We start from the raw sequence: 16,714 nt of genomic DNA on the forward strand, positions 1-16,714 counted from the left end.
TTCTATTTTGCAAAGACGCTTTCACTGCCTTTTATTACTTTAAACCCACATGAAACTATATCTCCTACTCTTCCTACACTAAGACCATTTGCAAATACTGTTTTTGATCCTTCAGTTAATGCTCTTCCTTCACTAAAACTGTCTCCTTGTCTACATATTGACTTACCGTTTACAAAAACATTATTACTGCCGCTAATGCAGAAATGTGGTATAGCTTCTCCACAGTAGTCTCCTAACCTTACTATTCCTTTGTTCAATTTAAGTCAATCCTTTCTGCTTTCAGTTTTATTCCACTTTTTGTCATTTCTATACTTGATTTCCCAGCCTTCAGTGTTATTTTGTCCACTACTTCAATCTCTAAATGATGCTTCCCTTTATCATATAACAATCTTGTTCCATCTTGAAATTTTATACTATTTATTTCTTTTTTATTCTCTGGTGCAGGGTATTTTTCCTGATATATTCCTCCTAATACCACTCCTAATGATAGTTCACCAAAAGGAGAAAATATCATAACCTGTTCACCGATATCTGGTGGAGACCAATCTCTGTCTTTTCCTGCTTTGCTCGTTACCCATGGCAGATAATCTGTTAAAAATTCTCCTATTTTCACTCTTACTTTTGCTTTTTCATAATCTATTTCTTTAATAATTCCGATACGAATAATATTCGCTACTTTTCTCTGTAACTCTGCAATGGCAAAATTATTTTCCAACATGCATTTCTCCCACTGCTATTTTATGTGGCTTAATTTTCCCCTCTAACCAGACTGATTCTCCAAAATGCAGATAGTGAACCCATTCAACCAACCACACTAAATATGCATCGAGCTCTGGCCTAAAATCATCTCCTCCTCCTGATATAAATTCTCCTGGTGAAACATTTTTCACGTTCCAAGTATTTTTATTTACTACTCTTGCTACTTCTGCTGCTAATGTTCTGACAATAATAGGTGCATTTTCTATTGTGCTATCAATCACAATTCTTGCCTCAAATCTTGCTTTTAGGGCTAATTCTTCTGTTCCTGAATCATGTCCTTTTTCAAAGCTGCTAAGTTCCACAAATACTGCTGGTGCTATCAATTCTTTCCTCATTGCTGGATATACTTCGCATGTTTGTATCACAGAAAATTCCTTCTTCAGCGTAGTGCAGATTGCGTTATGCAAATCTTTAAAATTCATGCATTTCTTGTAATATAACTCAATTCACGCTCAAAGTACTTCTCAAATATCACTTCTGTTTCATAATTAACTAGCTCCTTTATTATTTTTGATGCTTCTGGTTCCAATGGCAATTTAACTTCCTTTATTGGCAATGCTGCTTTTCCTTCACGTTTAAAAGCTCCTTTATAACCTCTTGGCATGATTGCAGTAAATGCTCCTATAAACTCATTTTTTCCTATTTTTGTACCTCTTTTTGTTTGTCTCATTTTACCCATTGATGAAGCTTTGATGTCATACAAGTTTGCTCTTATCAAAACCTCTAATTTGCTTGTCTTAAAGATTCGCAACCTTTTTCTCATTACCGTTAATTTTATCTTCTTTTCCTCACTAATTTCCTTAGCTGCTTGTCCCTTTAACCATAGTGCTGTTTTATTCAGTGCTTTTGCTACTACTAATTTGATTTGAGCTTCTTTTTCCCTGATATCACTTATTACCTGATTTACATTATGAAACACTTCCTTCTCCTACGGCTTGAATTTTCCATATTTTACTTGAAGAATCTTTTAACGGCGGTTCAAAAATTTTGTAGAACCTTTTTTCAATCTTGATATAATCACCTATGCTAAAGGAAGTAACGTCCTGATCACGTATTTCTATAGAAGCAATTTGCTGAGTTAATGCTCCATCTGCACCTAAAGAGTACGTAGTCTCAGGACGTTTAATTAGCACTTTTATTTTTCGAATACCCTCCTTATTTTTATTACAATATGTGGCTTCCACTCCTAAATGCTCAAAACAATCTTCTAATAATCTCCCTATATTCATCAACTAGAACTAATTTTTACCAAAACGGCCGGACGATGGCACATTGGCAGAGGGTTTGACTGTGTATGTAAATCTGTTCCTCTATCAAATCTTCTTGGTTCTTGTTTTGCATAGAGTGGCTGTCCTAGTGTATTTACTGTTTCATTAAAATCTGCTGGTGCAAAATATGTTGTAAATGTGCTCGCTGTTCCTAGTGGAAAACAGTGCCCTGTATCTTTCTCAATAAATCTTCTTACGGTTCCTTCAGGATCAGTTGCTTGCCCTCTATATTCCTCAAATGTGATTCCGCAGAACGTAAATCCTGATCTCATATCATTTCGAAGTGCTGCTCCTTCTTGCCATCTCTCATATGCTTCTTTGACTTTAGCGTGAGAAGTGAGTGCATCAAAAAACTCAGGGCTTACCAAGGCATGAACTCCTGTCATATATTCACCACTTAGGTTATCTTCTATGTGCCTCAATACCTCCAGACACTTACGCTTGACATCAGTTGTCGCTGTTCCTAGTGCAAAATTTACTACTTTTGGTGTTATTTCAAATTCATTGTACAGATTTAATAATTCTGACCCATCAGCATCAAGAATAATTCCCTTTAGCGCTCCCATTCGCAAATGCTCTAATGTTATTGCGTGTTTGTTTCTCATTAGCTGCAAATGATCAGTTATTACATCTGCTAGCGCTTTAAGTTCACTCTCTGATCCAAATGCCCTTATTCCCTGTACTTCCTCTGGTAACACTACGTCATCATGAGGAATATGTGGAATGGTAAACGTTCTTATTTTCCGTTTTCCTCGTTTTCCCACTGTTGCTGGTGCTCCTGGAACTTGTGTTGGCAATAGGCTTAAAACTCCATTATGTTCTTCTATGGTGATATGTCTAAATCTTACTGACCTACTTGGAAATAAATTTAAATTTTCAACACGTCCATAATTTATCGGCAATATATTCATCGCATTTGTTAGTGCCGTCATACTAAATGCTGGATTTGTAAATGGATTTTGCATTTTTTCTTTTCCCCCTTTTGTGTTTTTAATAGTTTTTTTAAGCTCCCTTGCGGATAATGATCCCTCGTCCTTCAAGTTGCTTTATTGCTGCAGCTTTCTGTTCTTCAGTGATATTTGCTGGCCATACAACTGCATAATCTGCTAGCATTGCTATACGTGTAATGATTACTGCTTTGGTGTTTTCCGTTGCGTTTACATCACTTGTTATTACACCTATCGCTGTTTGCGTGCCATCTGTGGCAGTTGGATTTATTATCTTAATCATGTTATCTTTATCGAGAGCCACTACTGTACCAAGCTTTAGGTTCTGCCCTTTTGCTACTGTTATCTGATCTCTTGAATATAGACTCGATGCCTCATATTTCAGAAGATCTCCTAAATTATTTGTTTCAGTTATGCTTGTCATATTTCTCCCCCTTTTTTCCTTTGTTTATTCCGCTGTGTTTAAAGTCGCTATTCGCCACGGTAAAAGATATGTTGCTCTACAATTGGCTATTCTGGCGCATTTCGAACACTTATTTACCGCGGCAGTATTATATACCGCGCATCAAATGCCCCGACTTTTCGCTACCTGCATCATCAAGTCTTCCGGTGTATTTTGCGGTATTGTACTCATTATCTCTGTCTTCTTCGTTCTCTCCGCCAGTATCGACATTAATATCTCTTGGGCTTGCTTTGCATTTACATTCTGCTCAATAAGTTCTCCTATCTTTTCTGGCATCTTTGATACATTACATAAACGTATTAATTCAAGAACTTCAGTACGATAGCTGTCATTCTTGATTTTATTAGTTAAATTATCAGTTTCTAGGTCAGTTGTAGTTTGTTCATTCATAGTAATACTCCTCCTGTTTTTATTAATAGATGAAAGAATTGTCATTCCATCAGCAAGTCCTATCTCTATTGCTTTTTCTCCAAAATATAGCCCTGCTTCGGTTGATTTGATTCTTTCCATGGACAAATTTCTGTTTCGTGCTATGAGCTGGACAAACATCTCATATAGGCGATTTACCTCTCCTTGCAAGCTTTCCAGACTTTCAGACGTCATTGGCTCATGCGGATTTAAATCGTTTTTTCTCTTTCCTGCAAATACTGTGGTATATTTTACCCCCTGTTTTTCATCAAATCCACTTTGATCAACGTGACTTGCTATTACTCCTATACTTCCTACCCCTGATGTTCTGCTTACAAATACTTTTTCAGCACTTGACGCTATTGCATACGCTGCAGAATACGCATCATCATTTGCTATTGCTACGATCTTTTTCTTTTCCGACTTTCTTGCCTCATAAATAAAATCAGCAAGGTCAAATAAACCGTTTACTTCCCCTCCAGGGCTGTCTATGTCCAAAATTATTGTTTCTACTTCTTCATCTATCAAAGCTTCTTCTATCTCTTCACGTATCTTCTCATACGATGTCATCCCCAACACATTATCAAAAGCTTCTGACTTTTTCGTCAAGATTCCATGTATCGGTATAACTTTTATTCCTTTTTCACTATTTTTTACTGCATGTTTTATGTTTTTAAAAATTGGCTGCTTTCCTGCTTGTAATGACAGTAACTCAAACTTCTTGGCTCTACCATCATTGGTTTGTTTATTTGTTGTTTCATATCATTTCCACATTAGAATCAACACTACTGACATCGCTGTCGAAGCTTAAGTTGAGTGAACTAGCACGTCTTTGATCCTCAGCAATTTCCTGATCGATTTCTTCTATATCGTAACCTAGCTCTGATACTACTTCTGACCTGCTCTTAAATCCATTTCTTACCGCCATTTGCTGTGCTTGCTGATCTTTCAGCGGGTCCACCCAATCAAACCCTTGCGCTATCCATTTTACTTCTTTTGCCCCTTTTTTTGTCCATTCTTCTCCTATATCGAGTTCTCCTGAGAGTAGGGCTAATTCTAACCACCTATCCCATACTGGACGGCAAAATTGAAATACTACCACGTTATGCTGTAACATCGCGCACCTCCTACGAAACTCTATTAACCCAGCTCGGATTGATGAATAATTGACACCCGTTAAATCCCCTGTTAGCTGCTCATACGTTATCCCTGTGCCTACTGCTATCGCCCTGAGCTGCTGTTTCATGAATGCTTCATAACTTCCTCCAACATCTGATGGTTCTGAAAATTTTATATCCTCTCCCGGGTCTAAAAGTTGCATAGTTCCTGGTTCTAGTCCTGAAAGTGCTACCCCTTGTTCATTGCTTTCACCTTCTCCTAAAATATTTGCTTCTGGATCAAGTCTGGTAATAAATCCCGCAAACATCGCTGCTGTCTTTTTTCTCACTAATTCCGCATCGTCATATTGATCAAGTTCATAGAGCTTTAACAGTACACTGGACAACCACGGTACTCCTCGAATCTGCCCAGGTCTTAGCGGTCTATAAATATGTAAAACATCATTTGCTGGTACTCTAACTGACTCTCCAAATGATCCTTCACCCGGATGTTCTCGAAAAAGGTAATACGCTTCTCTTTGCCCAAGCCTATTAAACTCAATCCCGTTTCTAATTACATTACCGTTGGCAAGGGTTTGATTACTCTTATTGTCTAAATGTTCAGATTCAAGTACTTGTAATTGCAAAGGTACACATAAACCATCTCCAGATTTTCTCGTCCTCAGTCGTACAAAACATTCACCCCCTTCAACCATGCTCCTACAAACCAATGCCTGCAGCCCGTAAAAATCACTCACTCCGCTACTGTCTGCTTCATCTGTCCATCTCAGCCATAATTCTTGTACTTTCTTTCGAAATTCTCCATCTCTTGCTTTTGATTGTGGTTTTATTCCTGTTCCAATAGAGTTACTTACTATGGTATCAATGATATTTGCTGCATATGGATTTTTTCTTACCATATCACGAGAGCGGCTACGTAAGTGCTCAAGGCTTTGAGAAAGCAAATTATTTATGCTTCCTGCCTCCGGTTGCCAATACATTACCCTTCTTCCTGAGCCTGATGCATCCCAGGCTGAGCTTTTTATCTTTAGTTTGTTGAATAATTGTTTGAACGATTTTAATAGCATTTTGCCTCTTTGATTATGCAGCAGTTTGTTGCGCAATTTGACATTAAAAAATTACAGCAAGCTGCTGGAGAGTCTGGCTGTTAACACTTTATAAATTATGCATGAGGCTCTTGCACAAATACCAACGCTTATTCTGGGCTGCGTTCATAAATGTCCTTCCGATGTCCCATTGCAGTAATAGTTACTGTGTGTTTTGAGTAATTTATCCTATAAATTACACGATAATCACTTACTCGTATCCTAAAATACCCTTTGAATTCATGCGATAATGCTTTACCTATTGCTTTAGGGTTGGTTGCAAGACGACTATCTACAGCTCTTCTCACTCTAGATCTTATCGTTGGTGGTAATGCAAGAAAGTCTTCCTCAAGAACTCTTTTTGAATAGATAATATCGTATCCCAGCTTGTATCTCCACTTTTAGACTGTTTTTGCAGATAATATTCTATTCCAGTCTACATCCTCACTTCTAATTTCTTCATCACCTCTAGCATCACGCTCAAGAGAAAGCTTAGCTAACTCTATATCTACTTCATCTATTTCATCATCTTCTTCAGATAATTTACTTGCTTCAATTTCTTCTTCTACTAGGTCCTTTACAACTTCTTCTATAGTTCTATTTTGAACTTTCGCCATTTCTGTAAGGTACTGAGCAAATTCCCCCTCAAAATTTACATTAACATTAAGCCTTCCTTGACTTTGAGCCATATTATTCACTGTAAGATATCAACTGTAAACTATAACATTTTTACATAATTTTGTCAATCCCCTTGCTCGTTGAAAAAACAATTTTCCTCTTTGGCTTCACACCTGCAACTTTTAGCTCAGCCTTAATACGTTGCCGTAGATTCAGCAGGTCATTTATCTGAACTTCAGCATATCTCACAACATGATCACCATATGCAATTGATACTACTCTTTCGCCACTCTGAAGCTTCTTTATTGCTTGTTCAACTTGAATTAAATATTCTTGATTGTACATTTCACTTCTCATTCAACCATCTGCTTTGTCTCACTTTTTTAGGCTTTTTGCTTTCCATTTTTCCACTCAAACTATTCCATTTACTCTCTGGCCAACGATCGATTCCAAGTGCAATAGATGCTGCTCTTGCGTAAATTCGGCAATCTAGCACTTCATTTCTTTCTCTTACCTTTTGCCATTCTTGTTTGGTGTATCCTTTTACCACTTTGCTGACTAATTGCTCTGCCGTTAGCTGCTTAAAATATTCAGGTGGATACTCTGGAAAATGACAGTATCCAGGTAGAGCTTTTCCCTCTTCTTCTTTTAAAATATTAAGTAATTGAAAAAGCTCTGACTTTAATATCGATACTCCTACTGGCCAGAGCTTTATTCCTCTTTTCAGCTTTTGCCCTCCAACTGTTACATCTACTCTACTTGGGCTGCTCAGTGGCACTAGCGCTTTGTTTGCCCCTTTTACTGCCATTACTCTCCCAGAGCCTTGGTGACCTCTTACCCAGTTGTATACTTCCTGTGTTGCATATCCTACATCAACTGCCATCATACTTATCATATATTCAAGCCCATTTTTACCGATAAAATGATGACTCAGAAGCTCCGAAAGCTTTTTCCATACTTCTCCACCTCCTGTATCTCCTTCAAATACTCGGTAGTCTATTGACCAATTTTCACGGCTTTTTCCCCAGGCTACAACTTCCACCTCTAGACGATCTTTTTGGACATCTACTCCTGCAGTAAGTACTACTTCTCTCCTAGGTACTGTGCCTACAGGAAAGAATTCTCTCCTGTTAAATAATTGCTTCCAGTCTGGTACTTCTCCCTTATCTACCCAGGTTTCTCCAAGCGTTGTGTTGATCCAAACTTTTAGTAATTGTTCACTTTCTTTTGCATGAAGAAAATCTTCTACTGCTTGAGTCCAGCTATACCAGCCTACTGGGCTATACAAGCTTGAAAGGTGGAATCCTATTTTTCCCCCTTCTTTTGCCCCTTCACCTGTAGCTCTCCATTCACCTCTAGCTAGCATCTCTGTTTTCTGATGATTTTTTATTTCTCCCCTACACTCTATGCAAACGTAGTGGGCTGTTGCTGGGTTCTTCTCTTTCCACTTTATCTGTGGCCATTTCAGTACCTGATAGTGATCACAATGTGGACAAGGGACAAAAAAGTAACGTTTGTCTGAACTCTCAAATTCCCTCTCTATTCTACTTATTCCATGTACCGTTGGCGTTGAAACCAAGAATATTTTTCTCCGTGTAAAAGTATTAGTTCGGGCTATACTGAGTAAAACTGGATCTCCTTCTCCTCCTGAATCCCCTGGATACGCATCTACTTCATCAAGAAAAAGATATTTTACCGGCATTGAACGCAGACCCACTGGACTGTTTGCACCTGTTACTACTACCGTTCCTCCAGGAAATTCCTTACTTTGTACAGTGTTCCCTGAATCTCTCGACCTTGGATCTTTTATTTTACTCCTTAAACATGGCGTATCTTCAATCAGTGGCGCAAATCTTCCCTTGGACCAACGTTTTCCCATTTCAACTGTTGGCTGTACTACCAGCATTGGACCAGGAGTCTGATCTATGATGTAGCCAATCCAATTGTTACCAGCTTCTGTTCCACCAATCTGCGCTCCTTTCATGAATACTACTTTTTCTGCTGGTGAGGACGGAGAAAGTGAATCCATTATCTCCTTAAGGTACGGCGTCCTCTTTGTTCTCCATTTCCCTGGCTCTGATGCTGCTATCGTTGAAAGTTGACGATTCTTATCTGCCCACTCCGATACTTTTAGCGGTGGATCTGGCTTTAATCCTGCATAGAAACTACTACTATATATCATCTGCTGTCATTTTCTATTTTTTACGGCTAATACTAAATCTCATCGGTAATAGCACTTTTTGCCCATGTATCGAAGTTTCCCAATAACAAGTATAAAAGTGAACTTTGATTAAAAGATGTTACAGTAGACTTCTTTTATAGCTGTTACAGTACAGAAACCTCTTTGTTGGCTCTGTTAACCAATACTATACACAGCATCCTTACAATTGTGAGATTCAACCACTACTTGCTTTAGCGTTAAACTGCTACACTTAGCTTCCTTGCCGTGATTTTCTTCAAGCACTTTTGTCCTTTCTTCTTTGATTTCTTTAATGAATTTCTCATTAACCTTTTCAGGCTCAATCCTTTCTTCAGAATATACAAGGTTAGTACAATTTGTTTTTCTGTAGTAATGTACTCCAAGGCATACAATTAGTAATGCAGCCATACTCGAGCCTATTAGTAATGATAATCCTATATTATTACTTAAAGGATTTTGATAAAATATTTTTACGTTATTAACTCCACCTATTGCAAGTAGTCCTAATGGAAGTGCTATATTTGTAGCTACTGCTGCTGTCAATAACACTGTAAATATTGGCCTATCTTTAATTACTGCTTCTACTTTATTCCTTCTACTAATTACTTTTTCATCAATGTTAATGAAGTTTTTTTCACTTTTCCAAGCGTTAAGTGTAAAATTTGAATGAGTACCGTTGCTGTATTCCAGTCTTACTGATTTTATCACTTTATCCTTTCGCTGGTACTCCAACACTTTATTCAAAGCTTCATTCGCATCTTTTCCCTGTATTTGACATTCTTCAGTACTTTTAAATTGCTTTACTGCACAAAGTATCGGACTAATTGTAAGTGATGAAGCAATTGCAATAATTGGTATAGTTATATAGAAAGGGTTGTTTGCAAAAAACGCAATAAATTGCGCTTTATCCTGTAAATATACTAAAGCTGCAGATGTGCTAAGTGCAAGAGCAGTGACACTGAAAATTATAAATCCTTTCTGCTGCACTGCATACTTTACTCTCGGCAAAATTCTATTTGTTTTCTTTTCTGTTTTAATTAATGGAGTTTCTGAATTTACTTCTCCATCACTTTTTTCTGTTGAGCTAGTTGAAAGTATAACTGGACTATCATGATTTAATGGTATATCCTCCCATTCTTGACTACCGTAAAACTCACTCGTTTCTGTTACTTGAGAATTTGACCTTGTCACCTCTGCACTTCTATTATCTATTCCACTATCACCTTCTAAACTCCTTTTTGAAAACTTTGTATTCAGATCTGCGATTTCATAAATAGGATCCCCTAATCGATTGCTAGCAAACTCTTCCTCTGATCTTTCCTCAAATGTTGTTCCTTCAGAATTTGACCTCTTCATCTCTGGACTTTGATCACTTATTCCACTATCACTCCCTTCTAAACTCTTTTTTGGAGATTTTGTATCTGGGTTTATTTCTGAATAAATAGTCTCGCCGTTATGTATAATATTTGGTACATGATTTGCTGCTGTTCTAGGCGAAGGTGAAGCTACATTCTTACTATTGTCCTGTTGCAACATTACAGTTCTAGATAACGGCTTTGGTTTACCTCCTAATTTTCTATCTTCTTCCTCTTTTTGCACTTCTATTGTGTTGTATGTTTTGGAGTTGGAAGATGTGCCGGACGCTGCTTCAAAATAATCACGAGAATACGGACGGTTATATCCTATTTTATTTTCCTCCCAAAGTGCATTGAATGCAGCGTCTATGTTTTCCTCATCCGACACTAAAGGACTCACCGATGCACCGAATCGATCAGTACCTGCCTCGTCCATTTTTGGTGTAATACTGCTATCACTACCATTGCTAATCACACTTGAAAAAGCTGATTTGTATTCAGTGTTGCACTGCTTCAGGTCGTGACTATCATAAATTTGTTCCACATAACCGATAGGTGGTTGCTTTATACCTCCTATCAATGATTCGATTGCTTTCACTCTCTCCTTAACAGGTAGTATAGGATTTGAAGCATTATTTTCTCCTTCTTCAGGTGACGTCTTTGGTTGATTCGTTGAATACATCGTATTTAATCCAAAATTGATTTACATTTACTACCCTAAACTCATTAAAATACGGTATATGCCAGTTACACTACTTCTTATAACGCGAATTCTGGATTAAGGAAGGAAGAAAGTATAGGAAATAGAAGGTTTTGTGGATTTGATGGAATAGGAAATGAGAGTAGAAAAGATATGAACCAAAAAATTAACAGGGGATCTATGGCGAGTGTGTTCAATTTCTAGTCTATTTTTTAGGTAACCAAAAACGGTCTCAATGATAGACCTTTTTCTCAACGTGAATTCTAGATTAAAGGAGAATAGAAAAGGCAAGAAAACAGGGTAAACTCAGCAGTGATAAAAAAATAGATGAGGTTACCCATGGAAGATATAACAAAACTGTTTTGTTTGGTCGATGATTTTTGCAGAGATATAGAGAAAAATTTTGCAGATAAACTACTGCCAAATGGTAAAAACCCCACAAGAACAACGGAAATTGAGCACTCCGAAATCATGACAATAATCCTGCTATATCAACAATCTCCGTGTAAAACTTTCTATCTACATTACCTAACGTTGCTCTACAAATCAGAGTTTCCAAAGTTACCTTCATATACCAGGTTTGTTGCTCTAAAGCCTAGGGTTTTGTGGCATTTAGCAATGTTGTTGCATTGGCTTTGTGGACAGTCAGAAAACACTGGAATTTCATATATAGACACAACTCCCATTGCAGTTTGTCATGCAAAAAGAATATCCAAAAACAAAGTTTTTGCTGGAATTGCAAAATTAAGCAAGAGCACTTACGGCTGGTTTTTTGGTTTCAAATTACATATGGTAATCAATGAAAATGTTGAAATTCATGCACTTACGCTAACAAAAGGCAATGTTGATGATAGGATACCTGTGCCAAATCTGACGGAAAAATTAATCGGTCTTTTGTTTGGTGACAAAGGTTATATTGCAAAAGAGCTTTTTCAGAAGCTGTTTGACCGAGGTTTGAAACTTGTTACCAAGGTGAAAAAAGGTATGAAAAATACATTGATTTCGCTAAATGAGAAGATTTTACTGAGAAAAAGGTCTATCATTGAGACTGTTTTTGGTTACCTAAAAAATAGACTAGAAATTGAACACACTCGCCATAGATCCCCTGTTAATTTTTTGGTTCATATCTTTTCTACTCTCATTTCCTATTCCATCAAATCCACAAAGCCTTCTATTTCCTATACTTTCTTCCTTCCTTAATCCAGAATTCGCGTAAAAAGGACACATTTTAAACTTTTTTACAGAAACAACAGCGTTTTTCCTTCACTCTTTAGATAATTTAATGCGAAAAAATTTAGAGAGAAATTTTACACACAATCGCAGACATCTTTCCTTAAGTTGACGCCATTGAGTGAACGGTTACCTTAATTAGAAGTCTAGCTTTAACTTTAAATGGACTACTCAACCGTGACAGACTTAGCTAAATTTCTTGGACAATCGGCATCTAACCCTTTTTTTGCTGCAGTAAAGTAAGCAAGGAATTGCATAGCAACACTGTAGATGATTGGAGAGATAAAATTATCAGTGTCTGGAAGTTGCACCACATCTGCGCAAACTCCTCTTAGGAATGGTGCTCCTTGCTTATCACTGAAGGCAATTACTTTGCCTTTTCTTGCAATAATCTCTTGTATATTAGATAGCGTTTTAAAGAATAAACTATCATAAGGGATAATTGCTATAACAAGCACAGTAGAGTCTATTAAAGCAATAGAACCATGCTTCATTTCCCCTGCTGCAATACCAATGGTATTAATGTATGAAAGCTCTTTTATCTTCAATGCGCCTTCCATTGCAACTCCGTATGAACTTCCTCTGCCGATTAAAATAACGTTATTGTGTTCTAATATACTGCCTGATATATGTTGTATTTTCATCACATTCAAAACGTGCTCAACATACTCGGGAATAGAATTGATAGCACTGCTTAGCTGTTTTATTCTCTCTCCATCTAGTACACCTTTTATTTTTCCAAGCTCCACGGCAAAGCATGCTAAAGTTGCAAGTTGCGCAGAAAAGGTTTTTGTTGAAGCAACACCAATTTCTGGACCAGCAAGAGTATGTAACACAATATCTGAGATTTTTTCAATGCTGCTGTTAAATGTGTTAGTTATACTAATGATTGTTTGCTTCTGTGATTTCGCATAACGCAGCGCTTCTATGGTATCTGCAGTTTCGCCAGATTGAGAGATGAATAACCCAATGCTGCCTTCTTCTAGCTTGACGTTGCTATACCTAAATTCTGATGAGATTTCTAGATATACTCGAACTTGAGCGACACTTTCCAGCCAATATTTTGCTATTAGCCCGGCAAAATAAGATGACCCGCATCCAACTATAGTAATGTAACTCCGCTCAGAAAACAATTTTTTGTTGACCTCTTTATATTGCTTGTAAAATTGATTTATTGTTTTGTTTAATGCACGCGGTTGCTCAAAAATCTCTTTTAACATGAAGCTAGGGTACCCATTTTTGCTAATTAGAAAATCACTTGGACTACTATTTTCTATACTACGTTTAACTTGTGTACCATTGTTGTATATACTAACTCCACTAGATTTTATCACTGCAATGTCACCATCTTCCAAATACGATATTCTTTCCACAAATGCACTTAAAGCATTAGAGTCAGATGCAGCAAACACTGTGTTACAGTTATAGCCTATTGCTAAAGGCAAATTTCTCTTCGCAACAAATAAGGCATCTGGATATTCTGCAAATAATAAGACCAAGGCAAATGAGCCATGTAAGTTGTTTAAACACTTAAATAGAGAATCAACTGGCGACAATCCTTCATCAAGATATAAGGTTAGCATATTTGGTATGATCTCTGTGTCAGTATCAGTATGGAATAACATTCCCCTTTCTTCTAGACCCTTTTTTAGCAGATTGTAATTCTCAATTATGCCGTTATGAGCAACAACAACATTATTTGTATGAATGGGATGAGCATTTTTAAGGCCTGGAACTCCATGTGTAGCCCAGCGAGTATGTGCTATACCAACTGTACTGTGAGACATCTTGCTTTCATCAACAACTTCATACAATCTTTTAACTTTACCTTCTGATTTTTTGACTTCTATCTCGCCTTCGTTATTTATGATTGCTATACCTGAGGAATCATATCCCCTATATTCCAATTTTTGCAACCCAGTTAGTAAAGTTGGTATTACTGAATCACCGCTACTTACTACACCAAATATTCCGCACACAAATGGATCACCAAATGAACTTTCTTTTAAAGTTATGCAGCATTTTTGCCTTTATCACCTTTTCCCTTTTTACTTTCCTCTGGTGGTTGATTTTTATTCTTTTTATCACTCTTTTCGATTTTGCCTTTTTCAATTGGTTTAGCTGCCACTTTTTGAGTTTCTTTGTTTAAAACTTCAGATATAGCGGACTTTAGGACTTTCACCTCAACTTTTGGTGCTATTTCTATTATAAATTGTGCATTTGCCTCATCAACTTTATTAACTTCACCTATTATCCCGCCAGAAGTAATGACTGTATCACCACGTTTTATTTGATCTATAATTTTTCTATGTTCTTTTAGTTTTTTGTGGTTTGGGCGAATAATGAGAAAATAAAATACCACAAATATTAAAATCAATGGAATAAAACTAGCAAAAGATGCGCCGATACTTGATGCATTGCTAGTTGCATCTGCTGCAAAAACTTCAGAAATGAGCATATTTAATCCTAATTGTTAATGATAAAAACAAACCTATTTAAGTATTAATTACAATACCATGCCATGTCAAGTCTGGTGAAAACGTTTCTAAATACCGGCAATAATATTGCGGATTTTAGATTATGCTAAAACCAGTATGGCGGGAGTGATGAGACTTGAACTCACGACCTCATGCGTGACAGGCATGCGCTCTAACCAACTGAGCTACACCCCCCCTAATTTCTTTTTAGCGTTTTCGGGCTTCGACTTTAAAGCTAATAAACATGTTGCCCTTTGTCAATATTTTTTGTTTGTGCTTTGCTGTCTTTTCTATTACTATATAAGTAATTTAATTTCACACATGGCTTGTACAAGTAGTCCCATTAGGGTTATGCCATGGAAGATAAACTATTTGGAGGAATGATATATGACAAATTTGCCTGAAGTCACTGTGCGTGATTTAGCCGAATCTGGTGTACATTTTGGTCACAAAATTAGTCGCTGGAACGCAAAAATGGCTCCATACATATATGGAGTGCATCAAGAAAATCGTATACATATAATTGACTTGCGAAAAACATTACCATTGCTACAGGTGGCCATGAAGGCTTTATATGACGTTGCATCTCAAGGTGGTCGCATTCTATTTGTTGGTACAAAGTTTCAAGCTTTTGATATTATTGCAAGTGAAGCGATTCGTTGTGGTCAATATTATGTGAATCATCGATGGCTTGGTGGTATGCTTACTAATTGGGGCACTGTTTCTTCTTCGATAAAAACCTTGATGCAATATGAGAAAATATTAAATGACGAGGATAGCATTTTAACAAAGAAAGAATTGGGGAACATTGAAAAGAAAAAGCAAAAGCTTGATAAGGCGCTTGGTGGTATTAGAGAAATGGGAGCAATTCCTGATATCTTATTCATCATTGATACTAATAAAGAGCATATTGCGGTTAAGGAGGCTAAAAAGTTAGGAATTCCAATAGTTGCAATACTTGATACTAATTCTGATCCAGATGATATTACTTATCTAATACCTGGAAATGATGACTCAAGAAAATCAATAGAGCTCTATTGTAAATTAGCTACCGACTCTATATTAGCTGGAATAGAGTCTAGTCTAGCAAGATCTGGAGTTAAGATTGATAATATAAAAGGTGATGAGTTTATTCAAGAAAAAGAAGATAGTATTGTGCAAACTAAAAGGAAACGTAGTAAAGTTTACAAAGAAGAAGAAAGGGAGGTAGTAACAAATGAAGATGAATCCAGATAATATAAGGGAATTACGTGATAGGACAGGGCTTGGCTTAAGTGACTGTAAAAAAGCATTAGAAGAATGTGATGGTGACATCAAGAAAGCCGTTGATAAGTTGCGTACAATAGGTCTTGCTAAAGCTGACAAAAAATCTGATAGAGTAGCTTCAGATGGGCTCGTTGCTATGTGTTTGACTGAAAATTATGGTGCATTGGTTGAACTCAATTGTGAAACCGATTTTGTTGCAAGGAATGAGAAATTTATAGAGTTAGTTTCAAATTTAGCATCAATTGCTCATCAAGAACGCTGTATCAGCGTTGATGAGTTAAAAAATGCCAAGTATGAAAGCATTGGCACAGTGCAGGAAGCTATTATGAATGGTACGTCAGTTCTTGGTGAAAAGTTAGAGTTGAGCAAGCTTTGTTACCTAGAGACTAAGGATGGAGTTGTTGCTGGTTATGTACACGGTGATGTACGTGGTTTAGGTAAAACTGGCGCTTTAGTTGCATTGCAATCACCAGGTGATAAGGCAAAGTTACAGGAAATTGGAAAACAAATAGCGATGCACATAGTTGCTATGAAGCCTGAAGCTTTGTCTATAGATGATTTAGATCAAATGAAGTTGAAAAATGAACGTTCTATAATTGAAGAGCAGGTAAGGAGCTTAAATAAACCTGAAGAAGTAGCAAAAAAAATAGTAGATGGGCGAATGGCTAAGTACTATGAAGAAGTTGTTTTACTAGAACAAAAGTTCATAAAAGATGATAAAATGAAGGTTTCTGATTTTATAAAATCAAGCGAGGTGAGTGCTATTAAATTATCTGATTACAAGTTACTTGTTTTGGGCAGTGCAAACTAAATGGCAAGA

Annotated in this window: 18 protein-coding genes, 1 tRNA gene and 2 pseudogenes; 3 read left to right on the forward strand and 18 right to left on the reverse strand. The window is 36.9% G+C overall.

Features of this window, described 5'->3' with window-relative positions; translation table 11 throughout:
* Positions 1-2: 2 nt before the first annotated feature.
* The 15 genes and pseudogenes from ACFELZ_RS03495 to ACFELZ_RS03565 all read right to left on the reverse strand — a co-directional run.
* Complete coding sequence (locus tag ACFELZ_RS03495; protein WP_047759655.1) at positions 3-257, reverse strand: PAAR domain-containing protein; 255 nt, start codon at positions 255-257, stop codon at positions 3-5.
* Positions 254-718, reverse strand: coding sequence for a phage baseplate assembly protein V (locus tag ACFELZ_RS03500; protein WP_264328558.1), 465 nt, complete (start codon positions 716-718; stop codon positions 254-256). Before ACFELZ_RS03500 ends, ACFELZ_RS03495 begins: the two co-directional genes overlap by 4 nt.
* A complete protein-coding gene (locus tag ACFELZ_RS03505) occupies positions 705-1,181 on the reverse strand; it encodes a hypothetical protein (RefSeq protein WP_375316518.1) in 477 nt (158 codons plus the stop codon). The genes ACFELZ_RS03500 and ACFELZ_RS03505 overlap by 14 nt, the downstream gene beginning before the upstream one ends.
* Positions 1,178-1,678: a phage tail protein gene (locus ACFELZ_RS03510; RefSeq protein WP_250779063.1), complete on the reverse strand. Its 501-nt coding sequence runs from the start codon at positions 1,676-1,678 to the stop codon at positions 1,178-1,180. Before ACFELZ_RS03510 ends, ACFELZ_RS03505 begins: the two co-directional genes overlap by 4 nt.
* Positions 1,668-1,988 carry a hypothetical protein gene (locus tag ACFELZ_RS03515; protein WP_375316519.1) on the reverse strand — a complete coding sequence of 107 codons (321 nt, stop codon included), beginning with the start codon at positions 1,986-1,988 and terminating at the stop codon, positions 1,668-1,670. The genes ACFELZ_RS03510 and ACFELZ_RS03515 overlap by 11 nt, the downstream gene beginning before the upstream one ends.
* The gene (locus ACFELZ_RS03520) at positions 1,988-2,992 is read right to left on the reverse strand and encodes a major capsid protein (RefSeq protein WP_375316520.1); all 1,005 of its coding nucleotides are present in this window, start codon (positions 2,990-2,992) and stop codon (positions 1,988-1,990) included. The genes ACFELZ_RS03515 and ACFELZ_RS03520 overlap by 1 nt, the downstream gene beginning before the upstream one ends.
* Before the next feature lie 37 nt (positions 2,993-3,029).
* Positions 3,030-3,398, reverse strand: a complete 369-nt coding sequence (locus tag ACFELZ_RS03525; protein ID WP_353271855.1) for a head decoration protein — start codon at positions 3,396-3,398, stop codon at positions 3,030-3,032.
* 141 nt (positions 3,399-3,539) lie between these two features.
* Positions 3,540-4,606 (reverse strand): annotated as a pseudogene (locus ACFELZ_RS03530) (S49 family peptidase).
* On the reverse strand, positions 4,603-6,030 hold the full coding sequence (locus ACFELZ_RS03535) for a phage portal protein (protein ID WP_375315992.1): 1,428 nt from the start codon (positions 6,028-6,030) through the stop codon (positions 4,603-4,605). Before ACFELZ_RS03535 ends, ACFELZ_RS03530 begins: the two are co-directional and overlap by 4 nt.
* 128 nt (positions 6,031-6,158) lie before the next feature.
* Entirely contained in the window at positions 6,159-6,356 is a 198-nt protein-coding gene (locus ACFELZ_RS03540) for a type II toxin-antitoxin system RelE family toxin (RefSeq protein WP_237350101.1), read from the reverse strand.
* A gap of 93 nt (positions 6,357-6,449) precedes the next feature.
* Positions 6,450-6,737 carry a hypothetical protein gene (locus tag ACFELZ_RS03545; protein WP_341814282.1) on the reverse strand — a complete coding sequence of 96 codons (288 nt, stop codon included), beginning with the start codon at positions 6,735-6,737 and terminating at the stop codon, positions 6,450-6,452.
* 40 nt (positions 6,738-6,777) lie between these two features.
* Positions 6,778-7,011: a hypothetical protein gene (locus ACFELZ_RS03550; RefSeq protein WP_375315993.1), complete on the reverse strand. Its 234-nt coding sequence runs from the start codon at positions 7,009-7,011 to the stop codon at positions 6,778-6,780.
* Position 7,012: 1 nt separating this feature from the next.
* Positions 7,013-8,848: a phage terminase large subunit family protein gene (locus ACFELZ_RS03555; protein ID WP_375315994.1), complete on the reverse strand. Its 1,836-nt coding sequence runs from the start codon at positions 8,846-8,848 to the stop codon at positions 7,013-7,015.
* A gap of 174 nt (positions 8,849-9,022) precedes the next feature.
* Positions 9,023-10,903 (reverse strand): hypothetical protein, encoded by a 1,881-nt coding sequence (locus ACFELZ_RS03560; RefSeq protein ID WP_375316521.1) that lies wholly within the window; start codon positions 10,901-10,903, stop codon positions 9,023-9,025.
* A gap of 96 nt (positions 10,904-10,999) precedes the next feature.
* A pseudogene (locus tag ACFELZ_RS03565) lies at positions 11,000-11,179 on the reverse strand (transposase); the annotation flags it as partial.
* A gap of 81 nt (positions 11,180-11,260) precedes the next feature.
* Between ACFELZ_RS03565 and ACFELZ_RS03570 the strand changes: the two are divergent.
* Positions 11,261-12,121 carry an IS982 family transposase gene (locus ACFELZ_RS03570; protein WP_375315786.1) on the forward strand — a complete coding sequence of 287 codons (861 nt, stop codon included), beginning with the start codon at positions 11,261-11,263 and terminating at the stop codon, positions 12,119-12,121.
* Between the two features lie 197 nt (positions 12,122-12,318).
* Here the strand turns inward: ACFELZ_RS03570 and glmS are convergent, their stop codons facing one another.
* The 3 genes from glmS to ACFELZ_RS03585 form a co-directional block, all read right to left on the reverse strand.
* Complete coding sequence (gene glmS / locus ACFELZ_RS03575) at positions 12,319-14,130, reverse strand: glutamine--fructose-6-phosphate transaminase (isomerizing) (protein ID WP_375316522.1); 1,812 nt, start codon at positions 14,128-14,130, stop codon at positions 12,319-12,321.
* A gap of 32 nt (positions 14,131-14,162) precedes the next feature.
* Positions 14,163-14,609 carry a preprotein translocase subunit YajC gene (yajC, locus tag ACFELZ_RS03580; protein WP_375316523.1) on the reverse strand — a complete coding sequence of 149 codons (447 nt, stop codon included), beginning with the start codon at positions 14,607-14,609 and terminating at the stop codon, positions 14,163-14,165.
* Between the two features lie 137 nt (positions 14,610-14,746).
* Positions 14,747-14,823: transfer RNA gene (locus ACFELZ_RS03585), tRNA-Asp, on the reverse strand.
* Positions 14,824-15,015: 192 nt separating this feature from the next.
* Between ACFELZ_RS03585 and rpsB the strand changes: the two genes are divergently transcribed.
* Positions 15,016-15,864, forward strand: coding sequence for a 30S ribosomal protein S2 (gene rpsB, locus ACFELZ_RS03590; protein WP_341822394.1), 849 nt, complete (start codon positions 15,016-15,018; stop codon positions 15,862-15,864).
* Positions 15,845-16,705: a translation elongation factor Ts gene (tsf, locus tag ACFELZ_RS03595; protein WP_264732175.1), complete on the forward strand. Its 861-nt coding sequence runs from the start codon at positions 15,845-15,847 to the stop codon at positions 16,703-16,705. Before rpsB ends, tsf begins: the two co-directional genes overlap by 20 nt.
* Positions 16,706-16,714 lie beyond the last annotated feature (9 nt).

The sequence above is a fragment of the Wolbachia endosymbiont (group A) of Colletes cunicularius genome (assembly GCF_964264715.1).
Classification (GTDB): domain Bacteria; phylum Pseudomonadota; class Alphaproteobacteria; order Rickettsiales; family Anaplasmataceae; genus Wolbachia.